Annotated in this window: 18 protein-coding genes; 7 read left to right on the forward strand and 11 right to left on the reverse strand. The window is 67.8% G+C overall.

Annotation, left to right across the window (positions count from 1 at the left end):
• Window positions 1–6: 6 nt before the first annotated feature.
• From IW252_RS09685 to IW252_RS09695, 3 genes are read right to left on the reverse strand one after another with little or no spacing between them, the layout of a single operon-like run.
• On the reverse strand, window positions 7–192 hold the full coding sequence (locus IW252_RS09685; protein ID WP_196836367.1) for a hypothetical protein: 186 nt from the start codon (window positions 190–192) through the stop codon (window positions 7–9).
• Window positions 174–1,082: a DUF6707 family protein gene (locus IW252_RS09690; RefSeq protein WP_196836368.1), complete on the reverse strand. Its 909-nt coding sequence runs from the start codon at window positions 1,080–1,082 to the stop codon at window positions 174–176. The genes IW252_RS09685 and IW252_RS09690 overlap by 19 nt, the downstream gene beginning before the upstream one ends.
• A 30-nt stretch (window positions 1,083–1,112) precedes the next feature.
• Complete coding sequence (locus IW252_RS09695) at window positions 1,113–1,652, reverse strand: NUDIX hydrolase family protein (protein WP_196836369.1); 540 nt, start codon at window positions 1,650–1,652, stop codon at window positions 1,113–1,115.
• Between the two features lie 305 nt (window positions 1,653–1,957).
• On the opposite strand from IW252_RS09695, the gene IW252_RS09700 reads away from it, so the two are divergent.
• The 4 genes from IW252_RS09700 to IW252_RS09715 all read left to right on the forward strand — a co-directional run bounded on the left by IW252_RS09700 (window position 1,958) and on the right by IW252_RS09715 (window position 7,175).
• On the forward strand, window positions 1,958–3,478 hold the full coding sequence (locus IW252_RS09700; protein WP_196836370.1) for an MDR family MFS transporter: 1,521 nt from the start codon (window positions 1,958–1,960) through the stop codon (window positions 3,476–3,478).
• A 187-nt stretch (window positions 3,479–3,665) separates the two neighbouring features.
• Window positions 3,666–4,355 carry a helix-turn-helix transcriptional regulator gene (locus IW252_RS09705; RefSeq protein WP_196836371.1) on the forward strand — a complete coding sequence of 230 codons (690 nt, stop codon included), beginning with the start codon at window positions 3,666–3,668 and terminating at the stop codon, window positions 4,353–4,355.
• 94 nt (window positions 4,356–4,449) lie between these two features.
• On the forward strand, window positions 4,450–5,895 hold the full coding sequence (locus tag IW252_RS09710; RefSeq protein WP_196836372.1) for an MFS transporter: 1,446 nt from the start codon (window positions 4,450–4,452) through the stop codon (window positions 5,893–5,895).
• A complete protein-coding gene (locus tag IW252_RS09715; RefSeq protein ID WP_196836373.1) occupies window positions 5,892–7,175 on the forward strand; it encodes an amidase family protein in 1,284 nt (427 codons plus the stop codon). Before IW252_RS09710 ends, IW252_RS09715 begins: the two co-directional genes overlap by 4 nt.
• A 51-nt stretch (window positions 7,176–7,226) precedes the next feature.
• Here IW252_RS09715 and IW252_RS09720 read toward each other — a convergent pair whose 3' ends face one another.
• The 8 genes from IW252_RS09720 to IW252_RS09755 form a co-directional block, all read right to left on the reverse strand.
• Window positions 7,227–8,309 (reverse strand): NADH:flavin oxidoreductase/NADH oxidase, encoded by a 1,083-nt coding sequence (locus IW252_RS09720; RefSeq protein WP_331271507.1) that lies wholly within the window; start codon window positions 8,307–8,309, stop codon window positions 7,227–7,229.
• Window positions 8,310–8,396: 87 nt separating this feature from the next.
• Window positions 8,397–9,206 carry a DUF1684 domain-containing protein gene (locus tag IW252_RS09725; RefSeq protein ID WP_196836375.1) on the reverse strand — a complete coding sequence of 270 codons (810 nt, stop codon included), beginning with the start codon at window positions 9,204–9,206 and terminating at the stop codon, window positions 8,397–8,399.
• 34 nt (window positions 9,207–9,240) lie between these two features.
• The gene (locus tag IW252_RS09730) at window positions 9,241–9,837 is read right to left on the reverse strand and encodes a DedA family protein (protein WP_196836376.1); all 597 of its coding nucleotides are present in this window, start codon (window positions 9,835–9,837) and stop codon (window positions 9,241–9,243) included.
• Entirely contained in the window at window positions 9,834–10,832 is a 999-nt protein-coding gene (locus IW252_RS09735; RefSeq protein ID WP_196836377.1) for a pseudouridine synthase, read from the reverse strand. Before IW252_RS09735 ends, IW252_RS09730 begins: the two co-directional genes overlap by 4 nt.
• 18 nt (window positions 10,833–10,850) lie before the next feature.
• The gene (locus IW252_RS09740) at window positions 10,851–11,681 is read right to left on the reverse strand and encodes an Fpg/Nei family DNA glycosylase (RefSeq protein ID WP_196836378.1); all 831 of its coding nucleotides are present in this window, start codon (window positions 11,679–11,681) and stop codon (window positions 10,851–10,853) included.
• Complete coding sequence (locus IW252_RS09745; RefSeq protein ID WP_196836379.1) at window positions 11,674–16,515, reverse strand: ATP-dependent helicase; 4,842 nt, start codon at window positions 16,513–16,515, stop codon at window positions 11,674–11,676. Before IW252_RS09745 ends, IW252_RS09740 begins: the two co-directional genes overlap by 8 nt.
• A 181-nt stretch (window positions 16,516–16,696) precedes the next feature.
• On the reverse strand, window positions 16,697–17,155 hold the full coding sequence (rlmH, locus tag IW252_RS09750) for a 23S rRNA (pseudouridine(1915)-N(3))-methyltransferase RlmH (protein WP_196836380.1): 459 nt from the start codon (window positions 17,153–17,155) through the stop codon (window positions 16,697–16,699).
• Window positions 17,156–17,295: 140 nt separating this feature from the next.
• A complete protein-coding gene (locus tag IW252_RS09755) occupies window positions 17,296–19,242 on the reverse strand; it encodes a BCCT family transporter (RefSeq protein WP_196836381.1) in 1,947 nt (648 codons plus the stop codon).
• A gap of 461 nt (window positions 19,243–19,703) precedes the next feature.
• Here IW252_RS09755 and IW252_RS09760 point away from each other — a divergent pair, with 461 nt between their 5' ends.
• The 3 genes from IW252_RS09760 (at window position 19,704) to IW252_RS09770 (ending at window position 23,061) form a co-directional block, all read left to right on the forward strand.
• A complete protein-coding gene (locus tag IW252_RS09760) occupies window positions 19,704–21,002 on the forward strand; it encodes an ABC transporter substrate-binding protein (protein ID WP_196837222.1) in 1,299 nt (432 codons plus the stop codon).
• Window positions 21,003–21,127: 125 nt separating this feature from the next.
• Window positions 21,128–22,102, forward strand: coding sequence for a carbohydrate ABC transporter permease (locus IW252_RS09765; RefSeq protein ID WP_196836382.1), 975 nt, complete (start codon window positions 21,128–21,130; stop codon window positions 22,100–22,102).
• Window positions 22,099–23,061: a carbohydrate ABC transporter permease gene (locus tag IW252_RS09770; protein WP_196836383.1), complete on the forward strand. Its 963-nt coding sequence runs from the start codon at window positions 22,099–22,101 to the stop codon at window positions 23,059–23,061. Before IW252_RS09765 ends, IW252_RS09770 begins: the two co-directional genes overlap by 4 nt.

Below are 23,061 nucleotides of genomic sequence, written 5' to 3' on the forward strand. Positions count from 1 at the left end.
TACGACCTACTCCGGAACTGCGGGAAGGGGAGAGGCGAACATGCCGATGATCTGCGCTCCGAACGCGATGAGCCACGGCACCGCGACGACGGCCGCCACCAGCGCGACGATCGTGCGGCCGCGCCGGTGGTCAATGGCGACGGCGGGCAGCCGGTGTCCTGCCGTGGGTTTCCTTAGGAGGACTGCTGCCACGGCCCGCCACTGCGGCCCGGGCGCAGGGCATTGAGCTCGTGGTGGATGCGGCGCCTAAGCTCCGCCGCGTCGAGCGTGTTCGACCCACCGTGCGCCAGCAGATACAAGAGGGTCCCCAATCGCTGGGTGCGCCATTGCCGCTCGGCGTCCGCGTCCCGCCCCGCGACCGCGCGGTGTACCTCGCGGTCAAACAAGTTGGGCTGATCCAGCTCCCGCTGCCGCAGCTCCGCCGTGAGCTTGGCCTGCAGCGGGTCCGATTCCACGTGATCCCGCTGACGTACCAGCTGTCCGTACCGATCAGCGGCGTCGTAGTCGCCGCCGTCGTACGCCAAAAATGCCGCGAGGGCGAGGGCGGATTCCACCGACTTCCAGCGCCCAAAATTCCCGTCAAACTCAAGAGCCGTGAGGATGTCCAGCAGCCGCCAGGCGCCCGCCCGGTCGTCCAAGTCCACCACCAGCCGGTGCGCCAGATCGTACAGCGCCTCCAAGTGCGCCCCCGCCTTGAGGTTCACCCCGCGGGCGAGCCGGGCCGTGGGTTCCAGCACGGCGGGCTCCTCCGGATACCCCTCCGCGATGGACAGCAGCACGGCCTCGGGAGATTCGGGCTCCACGGGGAGCGCCTGCAGGTCCTCGTAGCTCAGCAGCGGTGCCGGCGCGGTGGTGTGGACGCGAATCGAGGATCCGCACGCGATGGTCGCTTTGTGGCCGCTGGCCAGGGTCGCCTCCACGAGCGCGGGGGTGCCGAAGCTATCGGGAAGGATGCGCAGTGAGCGCACTTCGGCGCTGGGCGTCCCGTGGCGGGTGATGAAGCGATCGCCCACGCTGACCTGTTCGGCGCGGACGGTGCGGATCCGGACCTCGGCAGAGGCGGGCTGCTCAGAAGAGTTCATGGGTTCCTGCGGGTGGGGGCGTGGAGCGGACTAGGAGCACCAGCCCACGTGGGCCAGTGCCTGCTTGATGAGGTTGCCCCGGCCCCCCGGCAGCTCAGACTGCACGTCCGCGCTGAGCGCGGCCTCCGGACTCATCCAATGAAGATCGAGTGCGTCCCGGCGCGGATTGCACTCGCCGCGCACGGGGACGATGTAGCAGAGTGCGACGGCGTGCTGCCGCTCGTCCGTCAGCCCCGTCTCGGAGGGGGACGGGAAATACTCGGCCACGGTGAACGGCACGGGCGACGGCGGCAGCTGCGGCATCGCTAGCGGGCCCAGGTCCTGTTCGATGTGCCGGGTGAGGGCCCCTCGTATTGTTTCCCGGTACATAATGCGCCCGGAGACGAAGGCGAAGCGGAACTGCGCTTCGGCGTCGGCCGTGTACAGCAAGCCGACCTCGCTGACGTAGCCCAGCGGGTCCACGCGCACCGGGATGGCCTCCACGTAGGCGATCGGCAGGCGTTGCCGGGCCTCGTGCAGGTCCTCGTCTGACAGCCACCCGGGGTACGGGTCGGGGGTGCGTACGCTCATACCCTCATGTTTAGCGCATCCGGCGGCCTCAGCGCACCAGCCGCGGCGGGCTCACCGGGAATTCGTAGCCGGATTCAGCGGACGACGGCGGGCTGCAGCGACCGTGCCCTGCCAACTCTCGCGACTGGTTGGGGAATATCAATCGGTAGTCTATAGTTGTAGCCAATGCGATACCGTGAGTAGGCGCGCCATTTACTGCACATTGTGTGCGTGCGCTCCGGTGATCTCCCCCAACCTGCGGCCTCTTGATGGCCGACATCGTGCCCGTAGCCGGTCATGCCCGGCGTCGTTAGTGAAGGACTGAAGTGCCCCAGAAATCTGCCTCGGCTCCCGCCGTGCCGCCGGAAGAGCAAAAGCTCGCGCCGGCCGCCCGCACCACCATCCTGGTGCTGCTGGTCGCCGCCTTCGTGGTGATCTTGAACGAGACCATCATGAATGTGGCCCTGCCGCGGCTGCAGACCACCTTTGGCGTGACCGCGGACACCGTGCAGTGGCTCGTCACCGCCTTCATGCTAACCATGGCCGTGGTCATCCCGACCACCGGATACCTGCTCCGCCGCCTGTCCATCCGGACGGCCTTCATCCTCGCGATGGTCCTCTTCTCCACGGGCACGCTCATCGCCGCCCTCGCCCCGGCCTTCGGCGTCCTGCTGGTGGGCCGCGTGGTGCAAGCTTCCGGCACCGCCATCATGATGCCGCTGCTCATGACCACCATTCTGGACATCGTGCCGCCGGCCAAGCGCGGCTCCATGATGGGCAACGTCTCGATCGTTATTTCCGTGGCTCCGGCCATTGGCCCGACCGTCTCCGGGCTCATCCTGCAGTACCTGCAGTGGCGGATGATCTTCGTGATCGTCCTCCCCATTGCCCTGATTGCCCTCGCCATTGGTGCGCGATTGCTGGGCAAGATGACCAGCGAGACCGAGCACTCCGCCACGCCGCTCTCCGTCCCGTCGCTGCTCCTGGCGATCCCCGGCTTCGGCCTGCTGGTCTACGGCCTCAGCTCCTTCGGCGGCGGCCACGGCGGCGAGGTCGAGGCAGGTGCCGCGGCGTCCGGCCCGGGCGCCACCCCGTTCATCGCGCTCGGCATTTCCGTCGTCGCGCTGACGTTCTTCACGCTGCTGCAGTTGCGCCTGCAGAAGCGGGATGGTGCCCTGCTGGACCTGCGCCCGTTCAGCTACCGTCCCTTCACCATGTCCCTGCTGCTCATGGTCATGGCCATGGTGGCCCTGTTCGGCGTCATCATCCTCTTGCCGATGTACCTGCAGCAGGTTCGCGGGCTGGATCCGCTGGACACCGGCCTGATTCTGCTGCCCGGCGGCCTGCTGATGGGCCTGCTGGCCCCCTGGGTGGGCCGGATGTACGACAAGGTGGGCCCGCGCCCGCTGATGATCCCCGGCGGCGCCCTGCTGGTGCTGGTCCTCGCGTTCTACACGCAGCTGACCGCCACCACGGAAGTCTGGCTCATGGTCGTGGCTCACCTGGTCATGTCCCTAAGCTTCGCCCTATTGTTCACTCCGGCATTCACCACCGGCCTGAACCCGCTACCGCACCACTTGCACTCCCACGGCTCCGCGGTGCTCTCCACACTGCAGCAGCTCGGCGGTGCCGCCGGTACCGCGCTGCTGGTCGGCATCATGGCCGCCGGCACGGGCACCGCGATGGCCTCCGGTGCGGACGCCGTCACCGCCCAGGTCACCGGCTTCCAGCACGGCTTCACCGCGTCAGCGATCTTCGCCGTGGCCGTGTTCGCCCTGACCTTCACCATGAAGAAGCCGGTCTACGAGGAACTGGCGGATTCCCACGAAGCCCCGGCTGCGCACTAGCAGCGGGGGCGGGCCCGCGGAGCACGTCTGCGTGATGATTGACACCTCTGCGGGCCCGGGTAACGATTAAGCTGTCCGGGCCGGGTGATACCGGACCGGGCAGCGCGCCCGTGGCCGCCTCCTTGCTGAGCCAGCGGCAACGTGCGTCGCCGAGATCACCATTCTGACCGACGGCCGAGGGCACCTCATGCAATCGCAGACACAGTTGTTGGGCGAAGCGATAGAGATCGCGCTCTCCCCGCTGCCTGCGGGGGAGCGACGCCTGCTCCTCGGTGACGCCGTCCGCCAAGTGCTCGAGGCCGACGTATTCGTCTCCTACGTGTGGGACGACAACGGGCCGTATGCCGACCCCGTGGAAATTAATCTGGGGCGGGACATGGTCCGGGCGTACGCCAAGCACTACCGCTACGTTGACACGCTGACGCCGGAACTCGCGCGCCGTGGCCGAGCGAGCGCGGTGAGCGCCACGGGGGACCGGGACGAATTCACCGACGACTTCCTTCATCGGCGCGACATGTTCCACGGTATTAACTACTTCCCGGCCCACTCGCGTCCGGGGAGCGTGGACCTGCGCCTCTGGCGGGGGCAGCACCGCCCGCCGTTTACAGACGACGACGTCCGCCTGGTCCAAGCGGTCGGTGATCTGATCGGCCGCGTCTGGCCCCTGGAGGCGCCCGCAAGCGGCCAGTCCCTCACGCCGCGGCAGCGGCAGATCGCCGAGTTGGTGGCCCAGGGTCTCAGCGACCAACAAATCTGCCGCACTCTGGGCATCGCCCTACCCACCCTGCGCACCCACCTGACGCAGTCATTTCAGAAAACGGGCGCGCGTTCGCGGACCGAACTGGCGGGGTACGTCCTGCGCCGCAACCACCCATGAGGCGGCGGCCTCATCATTATTGACGATGCCGCCCCGGGGTGGCTCCGGCCTAGATTCGTTGTGATGCACATCATTAGCTAACGCGAGGAATCTCATGGCCACCGACCGTTTACCGCCACCTACCCTGTCCGGCGCCTCCGCCGTTCGCCGAATCGACCGCTTCCCCCGATGGGGGTTGAGCCCCGTGTCCGTGTTCACCATCGGACTCGGCATGTTGTTCGTGCAGTACGACATCTTCAACATCAACGTCTCCTTCGTCCAGACGTGCCTGCAGATCATCGACGAGTGCAGCTCCGCGACCGCGGATACGTTCATCGGATTGCCCGTCTTTATGAGTCTGCTGGGCTACGGAATTGGCGCCCTCTGGCTGGGCGCCTTGTCCGACCGCTACGGACGGCACAGCATGTTGATCGTTTCGATGGTGATCACCGGTGCGGGGTCGGCGTACTCCGCCCTGTCGGCCGATGAGATCAACTTCGCGCTGTCCCGGCTCATCACGGGCATCGGTGTGGGTGCTGACTTGGCGATCATCAACGTCTTCGTCAGTGAAATCTCCCCGCGTCGCCGCCGCGGCCGCTACACCTCCTTGCTGTTCATCATGGCGGCCTTTGGTTCCGCCCTCGGCATCTGGCTGGGGCTCTTTTTGACGACGCCCATGGGGCCGTGGCCGCAGGCGCTTCCGTTCGCTTTGGCCTCTGACGACTTCACGTCGGGATGGCGCTGGGTGTACGCCATCGGTGCGGCGCTGGCCGTGGTCTCCCTGGTGCTCCGCATGGCCTTGCCCGAATCTCCACGGTGGCTCGCCGGACGCGGACGCACCGAGGAGGCGGCCGCAGTGGTGAGCAGCATGGAGCATCTCGCGACCCGTCAGCTGCCGTTGCTGCCGGAAGAGCCACAGGACAACGGGACGGCCGCCTCGTCGACGGTGAACGCGGGCGGATTCTCGGAGCTCCTGCGCTCACCCCTCTACCTGAGGCGCCTGCTCGTGCTGGGCACGGCGTGGATGCTGGGCTACCTGACCATCTACAGCTTCTCCGGCGCGTTCACCTCGGTCCTGGTGCGCCAGGGCTACTCGGTCTCGGCGGCCGGTATGGTCTCGGCCGTCGGACTCATCGGCTTCATCGCTGCCGCCTTCGTCGCCCGGGCCGTCGTGGACCGGCTCGAACGCAAGGTCTGGATGGCGGTGGGCGCCGCCATTACCGTGGCGGGAGCCGTCGTCGTCGCCCTCAGCGGTGAGCCGCTCGTCGTCTTTGCCGGCGCGATCATCCTCTTCTTTGGGCAAAACATTTGGGTTCCGGCCCAGTACGCACTGACCGCTGAGAGCTTTCCCACCCGGATGCGCACCACGGCGTACGCGGTGGCCGATAGCATCGGCCACGTGGGCGGAGGGCTCGGCGTGTTCCTGCTCGTAGGGTTGCTGGGGAACCTCCCGCTCGAAGCCACCATGCTGGTGCTGGTGGCGTTCCTCGCCCTCGGCGCCGTCGTCAATGCGGCCGCCGTGTCCACGCGGGGCCGCAATCTTGAGGAGATTTCCCAATGACCAGTGTTGAAACCCTCAGCACAGTAGAACCAGGAGTCTGGACGGAAGTCGCTGACGCGGCCCAGATCGCCGCTCAAAGGCCCGACGCCGGTTCCTTTCCCTTGGCCGTCAAGGCGAACATCGCTGTCGCCGGCTTCCACCACAGCGCCGGCTGCCGGGCACTGGAGACGGCTCCCGCTACGGCCGATGCCGACGTCGTCGCGCTCCTCCGGCCGGCGGGCGCCGTCGTGGTTGGCACTACCAACATGCACGAGCTCGCCTTCGGCATTACGTCGGACAATGCGACGTACGGCCCGGTGCGGAACCCGTCCGATCCCACGCGGTCGGCTGGCGGTTCCTCGGGTGGGAGCGCGGCCGCCGTGGCCCGCGGGGACGTGGACGTGGCCCTCGGGACGGACACGGGAGGCTCGATGACCATCCCGGCCAGCCTGTGCGGTGTGGTGGGCTTCCGGCCGAGCACGGGCCGGTGGCCCTCCGGCGGACTCGTGGGCCTGTCCTGGACGCGTGACACCCCGGGCGTCTTTGCCCGCAACGTGGCCCGCGTTGAGGCGATTGACCAGCGTGTGGCTCCGGCCCCGCCTCAGCAGGTTGATCGGCTACCTGCTGGATCGGAGACGACGGTGGCCGTCCCGCAAGAGTTCCTCCGGCAACTCGATCCCCACACGGAACGAGCCTTTGCCGCGGCGCTGGAGCGGTGGCGCCCGGCGGTGAATCTGGTGGAGCTGGAGCTCGGCGAGATTCTGGACCTCACGCGGGCCGCCGAGGGGCCATTGGTCATGTGGGAATCGCGCCAGCTCCTCGCTGATGCGGCCGCGCGGGCGCTGGGGATGTCCCCGGAGGCCGCCCTCGCACGGCTGAGCGAGCAGGTGCAGAGCCCGGATGTGCGGGAGTTGCTGCGCAACCAGCGGGATGCACCCGTGAGCGCGGAGCAGTATGCAGCCGCGCAGCGAAGCACGGCGCGTGCCCGGCAGTTGTACGCGGAGCGGCTAGCGGACGCGGGGATCGACGCGCTGGTCTTCCCCACCACGCCCGCGCCTGCGCCCCGCTGGTCCGAGTCACTGACGATCAGCGATGGCACCGGCGCGGTGGATACCTTTGGCCGTTTTACCCGTCACACCGGCTTGGGCACCGTGCTCGGCGCACCCGTGGTGAGCGTGCCAGCCCCCGTGGAGGCGGGTCAGCTGCCCGTGGGGATTGCCGTGCAGGGCGCCCGATTCGACGACGCGCGGTTGCTGGCCGTGGCGGCCCACTTAGAAGCGCGTCTGCGCCGGCCCGCCTGACGCGCGCCCTGCGCAGCGTGGCGGACCTGCGTCAGGCGGTGCGCGCGAGCGTTACCAGCGTCCGCGCCAGAGCTGCTTGGCGCGCGGGTTCTCCTCCCGCGGGACGCCGAGCTCGCTGGCGGCGACGGCGGCCCAGTGCGGGTTGACTAGGGCGGCGCGGGCGATCGCGACGCCGTCGGCCTGGCCCGTGGCGAGGATGTGCTCGGCCTGCGTGCCGGTGGTGATGCCGCCGACCGCCGTCACGAACGAGTCCGTCTCCTGCAGGCCCTCCTTGACGGCCGCGGCGAGCGGCGTCTGGTAGCCGGGGCCCGTGCGCGGGCCGGTATACGGGCCGATTCCGGCCGAGGAGAGGTCGAAGGCCGTCACGCCGAGCTCGCGTAGCTCTTGGGAGAGCTGGACGGTCTCGCGCAGCGTCCAGCCGTCGTCCGCCCAATCCGTGCCGGAGAAGCGGATGCCGAGGACCTTGTCCTCCGGCCACACCTCTGCCACCGCGGCGACGATCTCCTTCACCAGGCGCGTGCGGTTCTCGTAGGAGCCGCCGTACTCGTCCGTGCGCTGGTTGACCAGCGGGGAGAGGAACTGGTGCAGCAGGTAGCCGTGCGCGGCGTGGATCTGGATGACGTCAAAGCCGGCCTCATCCGCGCGGCGCGCGGCGTCCGCCCACGCGGTCACCAAATCCGCGATTTCCTCGCGCGGCAGCTCGCGGGCCGCGTCATACCCGAAGATGTCCGACGGCGACGAGGAGACGGTCGGCCAACCACCCTCGGCGGCCGGCACCGTGCCGTCCTCGAATCCCGGGAGCATCGGCCACGTCGCGGCCTTGGCGCCGGCGTGCGCCAGCTGCAGGCCGGCGGCCGAGCCGTTCGCGTGCACCAGGTCTACGATCCGGGACCACGCCTGACGCTGCTCGTCGTTCCAGAGGCCCGTATCCCGCGGGGAAATGCGGCCCTCCGGAACCACGGCGGTCGCCTCGGCGATCACCAAGCCGAATCCTCCGGCGGCCAGGGCGCCGAGGTGGGACAGGTGCCAGTCGGTCGGGACGCCGTCTTCTGCATCGACCGAGTATTGGCACATGGGTGCGACGACGGCGCGGTTGCGCAGCGTGAATCCGCCGTTCGCGGTGGGCAGGGTCACAGGGCTAAAAAGTGTACTCACGCCGTGGCCAACCTCCCGTGCGGGCTGACTATTCCCGCCGGTCCAGCGAGCCCCGGCGGGACCGGCCTAGGACCGGGGCGCCCGCTCGCCGGCGGTGACCGCGGCGGTAACCTCGTTGCCGGCCGGCGGGGCCGGGCACACGGCGAACGCGGAGAACGCGAACGGGAACACCAGCGTCCGGTTGAAGTCCACCAGCAGGCTGCCGTCCTCGGCCGGAGCCGGGGCGTTCACGAACCGCCACGCCGGCGTCGTGTCCCCGTTAGTCGCATCCCGGAACAGCACCGTCAGCTTTCCGTCCGGCCCCTGCTCGGCGGCCAGACGCGTGCCGGCCAGCGGGCCGTCGCCGAACACCACGTCCCCGGCCAGCTCCGCGCTCAGCTGGGTGTCCGGGCGGAAGCTGTCAATCGTCACGGTCCGCGGCACCGCATACGGCTCGAACCGGGCCGGCAGCACCCACGCCGGGTCAAACGCAAAGGTGGGGACCCCGCGGAAAGACGCCTGCAGCTCGGTCCGCTCCGCGCGGGTGCGGATCATGTAGCGGCCACCGCGCACCCCGAGTTCCACCACCAGTTCCGGGGCCTCGGCCGCCGCCGGTACCCGCAGCAGATAGCGCGACTCGTCCTCGCCCAGCGTGAGCGTCACCGGCTCGGTGACGGGCGCGCCGTCGTCGTACCCCAACACCGGCGCGGCCGGGTCCGGGGCGTACGTGGCGGTGCCGGATGCGGCGGCGAACGTACCCGGAACCTGCTCGAGCGGGCCCGGGGTGGCCGGGAGCCACTGGTAGGACGTCAGGGTGAGCCAGCCGAACGGGGCGGCGAGCCCCTCCTCGCGCAGGCGGTGCCAGTGCTTCCAAGCCTCAAGATCGTGAGCATTCATGCCCACCAGCCTAGGCGGTGCGCGGTGGTCGTTCTCAGGCGCGCTCGGTCCGCTTGCGTTGGCGCGCCCGCAGCGCCGCCGCCAGCCCGACGCCAATCAGCGTGCCGAGCACGGCGGAGAGCAGCGTCGCCGCCCAGGTGGGCCACCCGGTGACCGACTGGGTGATGAAACCGAGCAGCATCATCCACCCCGCCCACAAGACCGCGCCGCCGGCGGCAAGGGCGGTGAAGGCCCGCGGTGGAACCCCGGCGATGCCCGCGGCTGCGACCGAGGCGGTGCGCCCGCCCGTGACAAACCGGAGCCCTAGCAGCGAGGCGTAGGTGGTCTCTCGGCCCAGCTTGTTCATGGCGGCGATGGTGGTGCGGTGCACCCAACGGCCCCACCGGAACCGGTCCAGCCACCCGGTGAGGCCGCGCCGGAAGATCCAGTACAGGCCGAGGTCTCCGAGCAGGCAGCCCGCCGCGGCGGCGCCCCACGCCAGAGGCAGGCTGAGGTGCCCGGCCGCAACGAGCGGACCGGCACCGAGGACAAAGAGTTCGGAGGGCACCGGCGGGAAGGGGGCGTCGAACGCCACCAGTACCACCGTGATCAGGTAGTACAGCACCGCATCGGAGACCAGCGGCGCGGTCATGCGGACCCACCCGCCGGAGCCGAGGCCAGCGTGAGCTGGGAGTCGAAGCGCACCTCGCGGCGAGTGAGCGGATCCGTGAACTCGATGCTCCGGGCCAAGAGCTGCAGGGGCCGCGAGTAGTCGTCCGGTGCCAGGTCCCAGAGGTCCGGGTAGAACGCGTCGTTTAGGATGCCGAGGCCTAGCGCGGCCATGTGCACGCGCAGCTGGTGGGTCTTGCCGGTGTGCGGGGCCAGGGCAAAGTGTCCGACGGCGGCGCCCGGCCCGGTTTCCGCCGCGGGTGCGCTGGCGGTGCCCGCGGCGATCAGGTCGATCGCGGTCTCCGCGTTAGGTTCCCCAGCTTCCACGATCGCGCGGAGCTGTCCCTTCACCTTGGTCATCCGGTTCCGGTAGGTCAGCGGTAGCCCCAGCCGCTCGCGCAGTGCGTCCGTGGTGGGGGCGGTGCCGTCGTCGTGGGTGAGGTGGGCGGGCAGGGCGGAGACGCACTCGTACCGTTTGCGAATGCTGCGCCGCTGGAACATGGTCTGGTACTTGCCGCGGGTTGCCGGGTTGGCCGCGAAGAGCACAACGCCGGCCGTCGCCCGGTCCAGCCGGTGCATGGGGATCAGGTCCGGTAGGTCCAGCCGGTTGCGTAGGCGCACCAGCGCGGATTCCTGCACGAACTTGCCGCCCGGCGTCGTCGGCAGGAAGTGGGGTTTGTCCACGGCGACGACGTGCTCGTCTTGGTAGAGCACCGTCTCAGTGAATGGGATCGGGTCCTCGTGGGCCACCTCCCGGTAATACCAGAGGAACTCGTGCTCGCTCAGCGGGGTGTCCCGACGGATCGGGGTGCCGTCGATGCCCACGACTTCGCCGTCGTCGAACCGGCGCAGCAGGCCGTCCGCGTCCACGTGCCCGAACCGGTGCATGACGTAGTCCAGAATGGTGTCAAAACCGCCCTCCGGCAACCGTAATCGGGTAGCGCCGACCCCGTGACGGACGGGGAGGGGGGACTTCATGGCCACAGGGCCATCTTCTCACGTTGCGCTGCCGTGCCGCCGCGCCGTGACCGAGCCCACCTCCGGCGGGGCGGGCTGGCAGGTGGGGCAGTAGTAGGCGATGCGCGGCTGGGCCGTCTCCGGCGGGCCGAGCGAGAACTGCTGGATGGGCGTTCCGCACAGGAAACAGGGCCGCCCCGTGCGCTGGTAGACCCAGTAGGACTCGTGCAGTTCAGTCGGGGTGGTTTTCCGCCGGGTGCGGTCCTTGTTGGCGTGCAGGAGGAGGAAGCAACGCTCAATGAGCCGCGCGAGGTCTGGCACGGCCCCGACGGGCGTTTTCGGGTGGATTTTGCAGATGAAGAGCACCTCGGCGCGGTAGATGTTCCCCACGCCGGTGAGGTTGCGCTGGTCCAGCACCGCCAAGCCCACGGGCACCTCGGGGGCGCGCAGCATGCGCCGCTGGGCCTCCTCCGGGTCCCACGCGTGTCCCAGAGGGTCGGGGCCCAGATGGCCGGTGACTTGGTGTTCCTGACGGGTGGGTAGCACGTGCAGCAGTCCGAGCTCCACTCCGACGGCCTCGAAGGAGTCGTTGGTTAGCACGCACCGGACCTTGTAGCCGGGGGTCCGCCACCGCTCGCCGGGGGCGTACACATCCCAGTGCCCGTCCATCATCAAGTGAGAGTGAATGGTCAGCTCGGCCACCCGAATGAGCAGGTGTTTGCCGCGCGAGCACACGGAGTCCACGACGCGGCCCGTCAGGTCCAGGGTGGCCCATCGGGGCACCCGGAAGTCGCTCTTGGTCAGTGCGTGGCCGGTCAGCGTCGCGTCGAGCCGGCGCGCGGTGCGGAATACGGTATCGCCCTCAGGCACGGAACCTCACTCCATTCGGTGCAGAGTAGAACCCGGCCGCGCGGAGCGCCTCGGCCAGGGTGGTGCCAAGAATCGGCTGCCCGCCGACTCGTTTGATCCCCAACTTCTCCGTGCGCGCCCGCCTGAGCGCGCTCACCAGTGCGGACGCGGCCGCGCGCAGAACGGCGTCGTCCTCACTGAAACTCAGCATGGTCTTGCCACCACGCTCTAGATAGAGCGTGAGTTCACCGTCCACGAGGACGACGACGGCGCCGGCCTTCCGCCCGGGGCGGTGCCGGCCGCGCGGCGCGGGCTCCGCTGGGGCGGCAGCGTCCGCGGGTGCGCTCGCGGATTCCGGAGCCGGCCACGGGAGCGCGGCCCCATACGGGTTGGCCGGATCGGTTGCGGCGAGCGCGACCGCTCGCGGGCTGGTCCCGGACCGGCTGTGCTGCGCCGCGGCGTCGAGCGTAAAACCGCGGAGCCGGTCGATGGTGGCGGATAACGCGAACTGGGCACCGCCCAAGTGCTCCACAAAGTAACCGCGGCGCAGCTGACCGGTCTCCTCCAGCTTCGCCAAGACCTTGTACACCACAGCGAAGCCGCCCGGAACGTCCTCCGCCCCCACGGAACCACGGGTCAAGACTCCGTAGCGCTCCAAGAGCAGCTCGGCGCGGGCGTGCGTGCGCAAGGTGGGATCCGTCTCGAGGCTCGGGATGAGGGACCAGCGGCCGGTGGCCCGCGACGCGTGGCTTGGGTCGAGGTGGCCCGTGGTGCTCGCCTGCGTGTCCGCCTCCCGGCCGCGGTGGCGCAGGCTGGAGCGCAGGGAGAGCCGGGTGGGGCGGCCGGCCCGCGCACTTCCGAGGCCCGAGCCACCCAGACGAGTCCGGGGCGGACCTGACCTGGAGCGGTGCGCGGAGGAACCGCTGCCGATCAGCCCGCGGACGGGAGCGAACGTGTCGTTGATGATCCGTCCGGCGAAGAACAGCCCCCAGAGGGCCTCCAACAGGGCCGGCTGGGCCACGTCCGGGTGCGCCTCGGCGAGCTGGCGGAAGAAGTAGGCCCCGCCGCCCTGCAGCGTCTCGAGCAACCGCTGCTGGAGCTCACCGGGCTCGTCGGAGGGTTCCGGTACGGTCAGGTCAGCGGTGGTGGCGGGGTGGAACGCCACCCAGCCATCGTTGCCCGCGAGCTCACCGGCGCCCGTCACAAGGAACTCACCCGCGGTCAAGAGCGCGTCCAGCTGGTCCGGCGAGTAGTCCGCAACGCGCGCTGGCAGGAGGTAGCTCTCCCAGGCGCTCGCCGGAGCCGGGTACCCGGCGAGCTGCTCCAGCACCGCGGCCACGCCGTCGATCCCGCGCAACGGGGCGTCGGACGCGGTGGAGACCAGCTGCCAATCGGGGAGGAACCGGGCCAGCGTCGGCGCGTCAACGGGTTCCACTTCGGCCCGGAGGGCCGCGAGGGAGCGGCGCCGGATGGTGCGCAGGACTTCCACGTCACACCACTCGGTGGTGAAGACGGCCGGGGCCTCCGGGATGCCTCCAGGCTTGGCGGCGAGGAGCTCGGGTGGACGGAACTCGCCGTCCGTGACGCGACCGTCGTCCTTGAGGCGTTTGAGGGCCAGGTCCACGACGCCGGCGCCCAGGCCCAGGGCGGCGGCTGCCTCCGGCGTCGCAAAGGGACCGTGCGTGCGGGCAAACCGGGCGACCAAATCGAGGAGCGGGTCGGCGACGGGCTCGAGGAAGGCGACGGGCACCCCGATAGGCAGCGGAACGCCGAGGGCATCCCGGAGTCTGGCGGCGTCCTCGATACCCGCGAAGACGCGGCGCCCGTGGACAGTGACGTCAAGGGCGCGAGCCTGGGCTACGAGGTGGCCCGCCCACGCCTCCACGGCCGCTTCCGTGGGCCGCACGTCTTCTTCGTCATTGGGGTTCAGGCGCAGACGCGCGACGAGTTGCTCCGGGGTGAGCGGGCCCAAGAGGCGCAACAGGTCAGCCACGGACTCGCGCCCGCGTTCGTCCGTGTCCGCGCGGAAGCCGTAGCCGTCGGCCGTGCGTTGGAGCTCCCGCTCGGTGCGGGCGATCACGTCAGCATCCAGTAGTTCGCGCAGCTCGGTGCGGCCCAGGAGGTCGTTGAGCAGGGTGGGATCGAGCGACAGCGCCGCGGCCCGGCGCTCGGCTAGCGGGGAGTCGCCCTCGTACAGGAACTGGGCCACGTAGCCGAACAGCAGGGATTGGGCGAAGGGGGACGGCTGACGCGTGGTGGTTTCCACTAAGCGAATGCTGCGGTTGGCGAGCCCGGAAGCGATCCGGCTGAGGGCCGGGAGGTCATAAACGTCTTGGAGGCATTCCCGCGCGGTTTCTAGGATGACCGGGAACGTCGGGTACTTCTTGGCCACGTCGAGCAGTTGGGCGGAGCGTTGCCGCTGCTGCCACAGCGGGGTGCGCTTGCCGGGGTTCTGCCGCGGCAGGAGCAGTGCGCGCGCGGCGCATTCGCGGAAGCGGGAGGCAAACAGGGCGGAGTTGCCGACCTCCCGGGTGACCAGTTCCTCCAGTTCATCGGGTTCAAACTCGAAGAGTTCGGCTCCGGGTGGCTCGTCCTCCATGAGGGGTACGCGCAGCACAATGCCGTCATCGGCCGCCATCGCGGAGCCATCCAGCCCGTAGCGTTCCCGCAGGCGTGCGCCGACCGCCAGAGCCCACGGCGCGTGCACGGGCATCCCGAAGGGCGAATGCAGCACGACGCGCCAATCGCCGAGCTCGTCGTGAAAGCGCTCGACGACGAGGCGCTTTTCGGTCGGCAGGGTGCCCGTGGCCTCCTCTTGGGCGGCGAGGTACCCGCGCAGATTGGCGATCGCGTAAGGGTCGAGCCCGGCGCCGCCTAGACGCGCGGCGGCGTCGTCATCAGTCAGCGAGGCGACCTCTCGGCGGAACGCGCCGACGGCGTGCCCTAGCTCCACGGGCCGGCCGGGCCCGTCCCCGTGCCAGAAGGGCAGCTTGCCGGGCTGGCCGAACGCGGGGGTGACTAGGACGCGGTCCGGGGTGATGTCCTCGATCCGCCAGCTGGTGGCACCGAGGGCGAAGACGTCTCCGACCCGCGATTCGTACACCATTTCCTCGTCCAGTTCGCCGACCCGGCGTCCGCCGGTGCGGGCGTTCGACGAGCCCGTGGCGTCGTCGTCACCGCTGATGAGGAACACACCGAACAACCCGCGGTCCGGGATGGTGCCGCCGGAAGTGACGGCGAGGCGCTGGGCCCCGGGGCGGCCGGTGAGCGTGCCGGCATCGCGATCCCAGACGAGGCGCGGGCGCAGTTCGGCAAACTCGTCCGAGGGGTACTTGCCCGCCAACAGGTCCAGCGTGGCTTCAAACGCGGACCGCGGCAGCGCCGCGAAAGGAGCGGCCCGGCGGACGACGTCGTACCACTGTTCGGCGTCGATCTCGCCGAGCGCCGCAGCGGCGATGGTCTGCTGGGCCAGCACGTCCAGCGGGTTGGCGGGAATGCGCAAGGGTTCAATCCGCCCGGCCAGCATGCGCTCCACGGTCACCGTGGTGTCCAGCAGGTCGCCGCGGTGCTTGGGGAAGAAGACGCCGGAGGAGGCCGCGCCGACTTGGTGACCGGCGCGGCCCACGCGTTGGAGACCGGAGGCGACCGAATGCGGCGATTCGACCTGGATGACCAGGTCCACGAGGCCCATGTCGATGCCGAGCTCGAGTGAGCTGGTGGCCACCACGCAGCGCAGCCGCCCCGATTTGAGGCCGTCCTCGATGTCCGCCCGTTCGTCCTTGGAGACGGATCCGTGATGGGCGCGCGCGAGGATCGGCTCGGTGCCAGAGCTTTGCCCGGCTTGGGCCATGAGCTCGGCGGGCGCCCGCGTGAACGGTGGCGCGTCGGGTGGCGTGGCGTTGGAAGCGTCGTCGGTGGGCGCTAGGCGTTCGGCGTGGATCTCGTTGAGGCGGCCGGTGAGGCGTTCGGCGAGCCGCCGCGAGTTCGCGAAGACGATCGTGGACCGGTTCTGCTCGATCAGGTCCACGATCTTCTCTTCAACGTGAGGCCAAATGCTGGCCTGTGGTTGCAGGCCCGACGCCGGCCCCATGTCAGGGGCGGAAGCGGCCGCCGGAAGATCCGTCATGTCCTCCACGGGCACCGTGACCGTCAGGTCCCACGTCTTAGCCGAGCGTGGGGCAATGATGCTGACGGGCCGGGCGCCGCCGAGGAACCGCGCTACCTCGGCGTGCGGTTCCACGGTGGCGGAGAGGCCGATGCGTTGGGCGGGTTGGTCGAGGAGCTCGTCGAGCCGTTCGAGGCTGACGGCGAGGTGGGCTCCGCGCTTGGTGCCCGCCACGGCGTGGACCTCGTCGAGGATGACGGTATCCACGTCGGTGAGGGTTTCCCGGGCCCGGCTGGTCAACATGAGGAACAGCGATTCGGGTGTGGTGATCAGGATGTCCGGCGGTTGAGTGACGAGCCGCCGCCGCTCCGTCGCGGGGGTGTCACCGGAGCGGACGCCGACCCGGATATCGGGGGTCGTTTCACCCAGCCGCGCGGCCGCTTGGGTGATGCCGATCAGCGGGCTGCGCAGGTTGCGTTCCACGTCGACGCCGAGGGCCTTCAGCGGTGAGATGTAGAGCACGCGCGTCCCGCGCTTCCGCGGCACCGAGTCCGCGGTCTGTGGTTGGGTCCGGACGAGCGAGTCAAGCGCCCAGAGGAAGGCGGAGAGCGTTTTGCCGGAGCCGGTGGGGGCGATCACGAGTGCGTTCTCGCCCCGGGAGATGGCGTCCCACGCGCCCGACTGGGCGGCGGTCGGCGCGGCGAAGGCGCCCGCGAACCATTCTCGGGTGGCGGGAGTAAACCGGTCCATGACCGCCTCTGCGGCTACTGAAGCGTGAATGGCCCCACCTCAACTAACTGAACCTCGGTGGCGGCGCACGCAATCAGCGGGAGCACGGCAGCAGAAGCCGTGAGGGTGACGAGCTGGCGAATCTTCATCGTTCTCCTCCAGATGTCCTAGTCACAACCTACCCGAAGCGTTCGGAACCTGCTCAGGAGTGGTGGTACGGCCGGCCGCCGGCGATCTCCTGCGCGCGGTAGAGCTGTTCCGCGAGGATCAGGCGCACCAGCTGGTGCGGGAAGACGAGCTTGGACAGGCTCCACACAAAATCCGCGCGTCGGTGCACCGAATCGTCCACTCCGTAGGCGCCGCCGATGATCACGGTGACGTTGCGCGCCGCATCAAACTGGCTCTGCAGCCGGGCTGCGAGCGCCGGTGAGTCGATGTTGTGACCGCGTTCGTCCAAGAGGACCACGTAGTCCTGCGGGGAAATCTTCGCGAGCAGCCGTTCTGACTCCTCCGCGCGGGCGGCCTCCTCTTGGCGGGCTGAGTGCGGCAGCAGCTGCCACGCGACGTCGTACGGCTTTTTCATGCGCTTGCCGTAACGCTCAATCCCCTCGGCCACCCACGATTCGTGCTTCTTGCCGATCGCTAGAATCCGTAGCGCCACCTGTGCCTCCTCACCTTGCGTGCCCACCTTCCAGTCTGCCATTGCGGGCCCACACGATGGGTGCCGGTCCCGTCACCTCGCACGACGACGCCGTCGCTCGCGCTCAGGACAAGGCGAACGACGGCGTCGTGTGTGGCGCGTCAGCGGACGGGTTGCGAGTCCTCATCCCGGTCCGTGTCGATCGGCGACTTCGGAGCCGCGCTCGCATCGGACGGGTCCACGGCGCGGATGGCTCCCGTTTCCGGGGTCCAACCGTCCTCGTACTCGCCGGACTCGTAGTCGTAGCCCACCGGATTGCCGTCCTCGTCGTACCGCTGGTACCACTCCGTGACTTCGTCCGCCTCGGAGTCGAACTCGGCGCCGGCGCCTTCGCCTTCCGGTGTCTTCTCCACGGAGAGGGCGAAGTCGTCGCCGTGTTCGTCGATACCGGTCTTCACGGCGTTCTCCAGCGCCACCTGCGCGTACTGGGTGCGGATGACGGCCGGATCCGTGCGCAGGTCCTTATAGAAGGCGAAGAGCATGATCAGCAAGATCACCGAGAATGGCAGTGCGGAGACGATGATGAGGTTCTGCAGGCCGGAGAGGGCCTCGTTACCGCCGATCAGCAGCATGACGACGGCGATACCCATCATGGCCACGCCCCAGAACACCGTGACCTTCTTGTCCGGCGTCGGATTGCCGCGCTGGGACAGGGTGCCCATCACCAGGGAAGCGGAGTCCGCCGAGGTGATGAAGAAGACGGAGATGCAGAACATGGCCACGAGCGGCGTGAGCCAGTCCATGGGCAGGGCGTGCAGCACCTCGAAGAGGAGATCCTGCGGGGAAAGGTCCGCCGTGATGTTCGCATTGCCGTTGGCCCGCAACCACATGGTGGTGCCGCCGAAGATGCCGAACGCGATGATGGCCACCAGGAACGGAACGCCGAGCGTGGCGAAGATGTACTCCTTGAGGGTGCGGCCGCGAGAAATGCGAGCCAGGAAGATCCCGACGAACGGAGCCCACGAGGCCCACCAAGCCCAGTAGAAGACCGTCCACGCCTCGGAGAAGGCGGCGGCCTCCTCGCCCCACGAGCCGCTGAGGGTCATCATCGTGAAGAAATCGCGGAAGTACTCAAAGGTTGCCGACGGCAGGAAATTGAGCAGGAATAGCGTGGGGCCAGCGATGAAGAGGAAGACGGCCAGTGCCAGCGCCGCCGTCATGTTGATGTTGGAGAGCCAACGAATGCCGCGCCCGATGCCAGAGACGGCGGACAGGATGAACGCGATGGTGAGGACCGCGATGATGCCAATGAGTAGGCCATTGCCCACCTCGCCGATGCCGGAGACGATCTCGACTCCGCGGCCAATCTGCAGTGCGCCAATGCCGAGGGAGGCCGCCGTACCGAAGAGCGTGGCGATGATGGCCAGCATGTCGATCGTCTTGCCCTGCCACCCGTTGACGCGGTCCTTACCGAAGATGGGGGTGAAGATGGAGCTCATCAGCGGAACGCGGCCACGGCGGTAGGCGCCATAGGCGACGGCGGCGCCGACGAGGGAGTAGATGGCCCACGCGTGGAAGCCCCAGTGATACAGGGTTTGCGCCATGGCCTTGTGCATAGCTTCGACCGTGTCAGGGTCCGCAGCCCCCGGAGCGGGGTACATCATGTAGTACAGCGGCTCGTACGGGCCGAAGAAGAAGATGCCGATGCCGACGCCCGCGGAGAACATCATGGCGATCCACGAGAACGTCTTGAATTCTGGTTGTTCCCCATCCCGGCCGAGCGGGATCTTGCCGTAGCGGCTCAGTCCCAGGTAGATGAGGAACGCAAGAACGACGGCGACGAGAACGTTGAACAGCCACCCGGTGTTGGTCACGACCCACGAGAGGGCGATGCCGGAAACGGTGGTGAGGTTTTCCGTGGCGGTCACGCCCCAGATGATGAAGCCGACGATCAACACGGCAGCGACGCCAAACACCACCTTGTCGGTGCCGTAGCGTACCCGCTGCTCGTCAACAGCGATGCCCGGAACCAGCCCCGGGTGCGTGTCGTGCGGATAGGTGGTGTCGTCTGAATTGACGGGCGTATTGGTAGGCCGTGGAGCGTCCACGGTGCCTCCTCATATTGGGAACAGGGCGGTCCGGGCGCGGCGTGAGGGGAGTGATCTCCGGCTCGAGCGTTCTACGTCCAAGGCGTGCTCGGTGCACAACGGCCGGCGGCCGCGCCGAACAAGTCGCTTAAGTTACTCGTGAGTTATGCCACGTGTCAAGAAAAAATCGCCCCCGCGTCGCCCCGTGGTGCTGATGCGGCGCTAATCGGTGCTCGTTTGGTGAGAGCGCGTGAGGCGCGTCGACCGCGCGAAACCTCGCGGGTTGCAAAGTTGTCTCAATGTGCCGCCCACGTGTTGGCAGTCGGTGTGATCTGGATTACTTTTAGCTGGAAGCGGGGCCGTGGCAGCGCTCCCGCCGAGGTCGAGGGAGGACTCTCACCGAAGAGGTTCTCCCCAACCAGCACTTGAGAAGAGGAGCACCCGTGAAGAATGGAAAGCGTCGTCTGGCGACGACCCTGTCAATGGCTGGGGTCGGCGCGTTGGCGTTGACCGGATGCGTGGGGGACATGGACCCGCAGGCCGGGGAAGACGTCGATTGTGCCGCGTACGAGCAGTACGGCACGTTCGAGGGCGAGGAGGTGTCGATTTACGCGACCATCCTCGACGTGGAGGCCGACCGCCTCAACGAATCGTGGGCCGATTTCGAAGCCTGCACCGGAATAGACATCGCCTATGAGGGCTCGAGCGAGTTTGAAACGCAGATCAACGTGCGTGCCCAAGGCGGCAACGCGCCTGACCTCGCGTTTTTCCCGCAGCCCGGGTTGTTGGCGTCCATGGTGGAGCAGGGACACCTGCTCCCGGCGCCCGAGGAGGTCGAGGCCAACGTTGACGAGTACTGGTCCGAAGACTGGAAGGGCTATGGCACCGTGGATGGCGAGTTCTACGCGGCGCCGTTGATGGCCAACATCAAGGGCTATGTCTGGTACCAGCCGTCCTTTTTTACTGACAACGGCTACGAAGTACCCGCGACGCTTGACGAGATGGATGATCTGACGGCCCAAATCGCCTCCGACGGCTTCATGCCCTGGTGCGTGGGTTTCGGCTCCGGTGAGGCCACGGGCTGGCCAGGTACCGACTGGGTGGAGGATTACGTGTTGCGCCTGCACGGTCCCGAGGTCTATGACCAGTGGATCAATCACGAGATTCCGTTCGACGATCCGCAGATCGTCGAAGCCCTAGGCCGGGTGGGGGACCTGATCAAGAACGACGAGTACGTCAATGGTGGCTGGGGCGATGTCTCCACCATCACGGGGACCGATTTCGGGGACGCAGGCATGCCGGTCCTCGACGGTGAGTGCGCCATGCACCACCAGGCGTCCTTCTACGCTGGCTTCTGGCCGGAGGAGACGGAAATCGCTGAAGACGGAGACGTCTACGCTTTCATCACCCCCGGTGTTGACGAGGGCGCCAATGCTGTGACAGGCGGTGGCGAACTGGTCGGCGCGTTCAACGAGTCGGAGGCCATCACCGCCGTCCAGACCTTCCTCTCCTCCTCGGAGTGGGCCAACCTCCGCGTTTCCCTCGGCGGTGTGATCAGCGCCAACAATGGCGTGGATCCGGCCAACGCCGAGAGCTCGGGCCAGCTGCTCGTCGATGCAATCGGCACCCTGCAGGATCCGGAGACGACGTTCCGCTTCGACGGGTCCGACTTGATGCCGGGTGCCGTGGGCGCCGGGACGTTCTGGAAAGCGATGGTGGATTGGATTTCCGGCGAGGACTCAGAGAAGGTCCTTGGCGAGGTCGAATCCAGCTGGAATTAACGGATTCACTCTCGGCGGGCGGGGCTAGGCCACTGGCCCCGCCCGAGCCGCACTGTGCGTCGTCGTTCACCCGGTTTGCCGCGGTGATCGCGGCGTACCGCGCGGCCCGGACCTCGGAGTAGAAAATGACATCACTCGACCTGTTGGGCAAGATCCTGCAGTTCGCTACCGGATTGCTGGTGTTCGCCGCCGTCGTCGCGGTCATCATGGTAGTGCTGGATCGCACCGGACGCGGGGAAAAGCGGAATACGCTGCAACTCGTCCTGTTCTTGGGGCCCGCACTGGCCCTGCTGGCCATCGGCCTGATCTACCCGGCCATCCGCACGAGCTTCATGGCCTTCACGGACCGTGCGGGCGAATTCAACGGGATGGACAACTTTGTCTGGATGTTCACCCAAGAGGAAGCGTTGATCACCCTGTGGAACACGGTGCTGTGGGTGATCTTCGTGCCCACCGTCTCTACGGCCATCGGACTGATCTACGCGGTGTTTATCGATAAGTCACGCGGCGAGAAGTTCTACAAGATGCTGGTCTTCATGCCGATGGCCATCTCGTTCGTCGGCGCCGGCATCATCTGGCGGTTCATGTACGCCTACCGCTCGGAAAATTATGAGCAATACGGACTGATCAACCAGCTGATTGTCACCTTCGGTGGGGAACCGCAGCAGATTCTGCAAAACACGCCGTGGAACACGTTCGCGCTGATCGTGGTGATGATCTGGATTCAAACCGGCTTTGCCATGACGGTCCTCTCCGCCTCCATCAAGGGTGTGCCGGCGGAGCAGCACGAGGCGGCGATGCTCGACGGCGCCAGCCCTTGGCAGCGCTTCGTGAACGTCACGATTCCGGGGATCCGGTCCTCGCTCGTCGTCGTGATCACCACCATCACCATCGCCACCCTGAAGATTTTCGACATCGTCCGCACCATGACCGCGGGCAACTTTGAGACGTCGGTGGTGGCCAATGAGATGTACACGCAGGCGTTTCGTTCCGGTGAGCCGGGCCGCGGCGCCGCGTTGGCCCTGATCCTCTTCGTCATGGTGACGCCGATCGTGGTCTACAACGTGCGCGTGCTGATCAAGCAGAAGGAAATCAGATGAGCCACACCACCGAAACCCGCGGGCGGGTCTCGCGGCGGCAGCGCCTGGAGCTGAAGTCGGGACGCGTGAAATCCACCCTCACCACCCGACTCGCCTCGGCGGCGGCGCTGGTGATTGCCGTGCTGTGGACCATTCCGACGTTCGGCCTCTTCGTCTCCTCCTTCCGCGAACCGGACCTCATTGAGACCACCGGCTGGTGGACCATCTTCGAGCATCCGGGATTCACGCTGGGGAACTATCAAGAAGTCCTGCTCTCGGGTTCCTCTTCCGCACCGCAGCTCGGCGAGTACTTCATTAATTCGCTCTTCATTGCCATCCCAGCCACGTTGTTCCCGCTGGTGCTCGCCTCGATGGCGGCTTACGCGTTTGCGTGGATCAAGTTCAAGGGCTCGTCGACCCTGTTTGTCTTGGTGTTTGCCCTGCAGATTGTGCCGTTGCAGTTGGCGTTGATTCCGCTCCTGCAGCTGACCGTGACGTTCCTGCACCCGTTGATGGGCGGCATTAGTGACGTCCTGCCGTTTGTTCCGGACCAGCAGTACCTACCGGTGTGGATTGCCCACACCATCTTCGCGTTGCCGCTGGCGATCTTCTTGCTGCACAACTTCATCGCGGAGATTCCGTCGGATGTGATCGAAGCGGCACGGGTTGATGGAGCCGGGCACGGGCAGATCTTCCTGAAGATCGTCCTTCCGTTGGCCATGCCGGCCATCGCGTCGGTGGCGATCTTCCAGTTCTTGTGGGTCTGGAATGACCTGTTGGTGGCGTTGGTGTTCTCCTCCGGCACCGCGGAGACGGCACCGCTGACGCAACGTCTGGCGGAGTTGGCCGGATCCCGCGGTCAAAACTGGGCCCGCCTCACCGCGGGCGCGTTCGTCTCGCTCATCGTCCCGCTGATCGTGTTCTTCTCCCTGCAGCGGTACTTTGTCCGTGGTCTCCTCGCCGGTTCCGCCAAAGGGTAA

It is taken from the genome of Zhihengliuella flava (assembly GCF_015751895.1).
GTDB classification, from domain to species: domain Bacteria; phylum Actinomycetota; class Actinomycetes; order Actinomycetales; family Micrococcaceae; genus Zhihengliuella; species Zhihengliuella flava.